Genomic DNA, 2856 nt, shown 5'->3' on the forward strand with positions numbered 1-2856 from the left:
CGGCACTGCCGGCCCCCGTGAAGGTCGCTACCTCTCCCGCCTCCTCCTCGAAGAACTGCGGATCGGGGTCGGCGAAGGGAATGTGCGGGACGCCGTCGCGAAGGCCTTTTCCGTGGAACCGGCCCTCGTCGCCCATGCTCACCAGGCGATCAACGACCTCGGGCGGGTCGCCCTCCTTGCCCGGCAGGGTGCGGCGGCCCTCAGGGACGTCCACATCGAACCTTTCCATCCCGTGAAGATGATGCTCGCCCAGCAGGGAACCATCTCCGAGATGGTCGGGGACCACGGTACCGTTGCCGTCGAGTACAAGTACGACGGCACCCGCTTCCAGTTCCACAAGGTCGGCGACGACTGCCGCATGTACTCCCGGAAGCTGGAGGAGGTGACCGGAGCGGTCCCCGACGTTATCGAGATGCTCTGCGCCGCCACCGGCCACGACGTGATCCTGGACGGCGAGGTGATCGCGGTGAAAGACGGAAAGCCCCGCCCCTTCCAGTTTGTCCTGCGCCGGTTCCGCCGGAAGCACGACGTGGAGGAGGCGATCGAGAAGGTGGAACTCGTCCCGAACATCTTCGACATCATATACCTCGACGGCGAGACCCTCATCGACCGGCCCTTTGCGGAGCGCCGCACCATCCTGGAGAAGGTCCTCTCCGGTTTTGTCGCCCCGCAGTGGGTGAGTGCTGATGTCCCTGCCCTGGAGAAGGTCTATCAGGAGGCACTTGACGCCGGTCACGAGGGCGTGATGGTGAAGGCCCGCGGTGCCGCCTATACGCCGGGGGTGCGCGGCAGAAACTGGATCAAGGTCAAGCCCGCGGTGGACACCATCGACCTTGCAGTCGTCGGCGCCGAGTGGGGCGAGGGGCGGCGGGCCCGTATCTTCGGTTCATTCCTCCTCGCCTGCCAGGACGAAGGCGTGCTCCTGTCTGTCGGGAAGGTGGCGACGGGCTTATCCGACGACCAGCTCGCCGCGATCCATGCGGTGCTCAAGGACCTGGTCATCGCGGAAAAAGGGAAGGAGGTCGTCCTCGAACCCGAGGTCGTCTTCGAGGTCGGGTACGCCGAGGTCCAGAAGAGCCCGAACTATACGAGCGGTTATGCCCTCCGCTTCCCCAGGTTTGTGCGGTTGCGGGAGGACAAAGGGGTGGACGAGGTGGAGACGGTCGAAGGTCTCGCTGCCCGCTACGAGAGGCAGCTCAAATCCTTATGACCCTGTACACCGTTCTGTTTTCGTCTCCTTCCACGTAGGCGTAGTACTCCGAGCCGTAGCCCTCCACGTTGGTGAAGGTGACCTCGCCGTTGAAGTCGGTGAACTTCGTGTGGAAGCGCATCCCCTCCCGCTGCCTGAGTATCACCTTTACGTCGGGTGCCGGATCCCGTGTCCGGCGGATTTCTGCCCTGAATGAAAGAACAGGGTTGAGAGGCTCTTCGGGCCTGTCGGGTTCCTCCTGGACGACCGATCCGCTCGCCGTCGGCATGGCGACCCTGGCAAAATCCTCATCCCCCGTGTTCCGCACCAGGAGAATGGAGCCAATGAGAAAGACGATAAAACCTGCGGCCGCTGCGATGAGGAGGCCGGCGGTCATCGAGAGTGCGGGGGCCCCCGTATATACAGGGACAATGTCTGCGAGGACATAGGCGAAAAAGTCCTCTGTCCATGAGAAAAGGGTGATGCCGCCGATTTCGGCGAGGAGCACCATCGCGGTGAAGACGACGAAGACGCTTCCGATGGCGACGGCAGAGATGCCGATGAGGATGGCAGTCCCTCGCACGATCGGGGGTCGGTTGGCGACCTGCCCTCTCTTCCTGAGGATGTGCGTGAGGAAGACGACAAAGAGGTTCAGATAGATGATCCCGCCGATGAAGAGGGTGTAGAGATCCTCGCTGGAGAAGGTCGGAGTGACCATGGCCGCCGTCGTGTCCAGGGCAGAGACCGCGGATACCAGGGTGGCAAGAAAGAGGGGTGCGATCCCGTACCGATACATATTCCTTTCTTTCGAGCTGAGAAAATAAATAGTTTTATCTTTTGATTGCAGCGATTTTATCCAAAAAATTCAAATATGGACCTCTGTGATAGCAGTTCCGGGATGAGTCTGCTCTTCTGCCGCCAGCGCGGCGACCCGATTGCGGCGTCCACCTGCTTCATCGCCTCTCCAAGGTCTCCGCACCTGACCGGTGCCTGTTTCATCGCCTTCCGCGTCGCTTCCCTGATCACCCATGACCCGAGGGGCGCCCAGTAGTCGCTGCCTGCGTACCGCACCACGACTGCCCGCGCCGATCTCCCCGTGCGGGCGAGGTGCTCGGCGATGGCGAGGCGTGCCGCGTAGTAGGCGCCGCCGATGGGAGAGTAGCCGCTCCTCTTCTGCCCCTCGATGTCCTGGACGATTGTCTCCTCCTCTCCCGACCAGAGGGAGTGTTTCCCCCAGATCTCGATCATCTCGAACTTCCAGTCTCCGGGGACGAGGATGACGGCCATCGTGTTCCCGTAGGCTGTGGCGGCGAAGAACTCGACCTCGCTCGCAGGCTGGAAACGGGTGATCCGCTTCTTCAGGCCGGTGCCGACGGTGTCGTCGACGGCCGTGATCGACCAGCGGGTCGGGACGATGCGGCGCTGCCTGCCGAGGAGCCCCGTGCTCATCAACTGCGCGATCTGGTAGACGTCGACCCCCTCGGAGCCGAGGGTCGTGCAGGCCTCGGTCGCCGTGATGTCGCTGTCGGAGGTGACACGGTCGACGACCCGTTCGACCCGGGCATTGTCCAGCACCTCGAGTTTTCTGATGCTCCCCGAGAGACCGACCGGCGTGACCGTGCCGTCGAAGCGGAGGTCGAAGTTGACCGGGCGCTCGAAGGCCGCTT

General features: G+C 63.0%; 3 protein-coding genes. 1 reads left to right on the forward strand and 2 read right to left on the reverse strand.

Translation table 11 applies throughout. The features are described 5' to 3' along the window. Positions 1-1210, forward strand: a 1210-nt coding sequence (locus tag Q0520_RS07980; RefSeq protein WP_298668568.1) for an ATP-dependent DNA ligase, incomplete at its 5' end; no start/stop codon positions are given. On the opposite strand, the gene Q0520_RS07985 is transcribed toward Q0520_RS07980, so the two are convergent. Together Q0520_RS07985 and Q0520_RS07990 are read right to left on the reverse strand one after the other, a co-directional pair. Continuing rightward, positions 1197-1985 carry a hypothetical protein gene (locus tag Q0520_RS07985; RefSeq protein WP_298668571.1) on the reverse strand — a complete coding sequence of 263 codons (789 nt, stop codon included), beginning with the start codon at positions 1983-1985 and terminating at the stop codon, positions 1197-1199. The genes Q0520_RS07980 and Q0520_RS07985 overlap by 14 nt on opposite strands. A 56-nt stretch (positions 1986-2041) precedes the next feature. Further along, positions 2042-2856: hypothetical protein (locus Q0520_RS07990; RefSeq protein ID WP_298668574.1), on the reverse strand; the 815-nt coding region annotated here is incomplete at its 5' end.

The sequence above is a fragment of the uncultured Methanofollis sp. genome, from assembly GCF_937919355.1.
Classification (GTDB): Archaea; Halobacteriota; Methanomicrobia; order Methanomicrobiales; family Methanofollaceae; genus Methanofollis.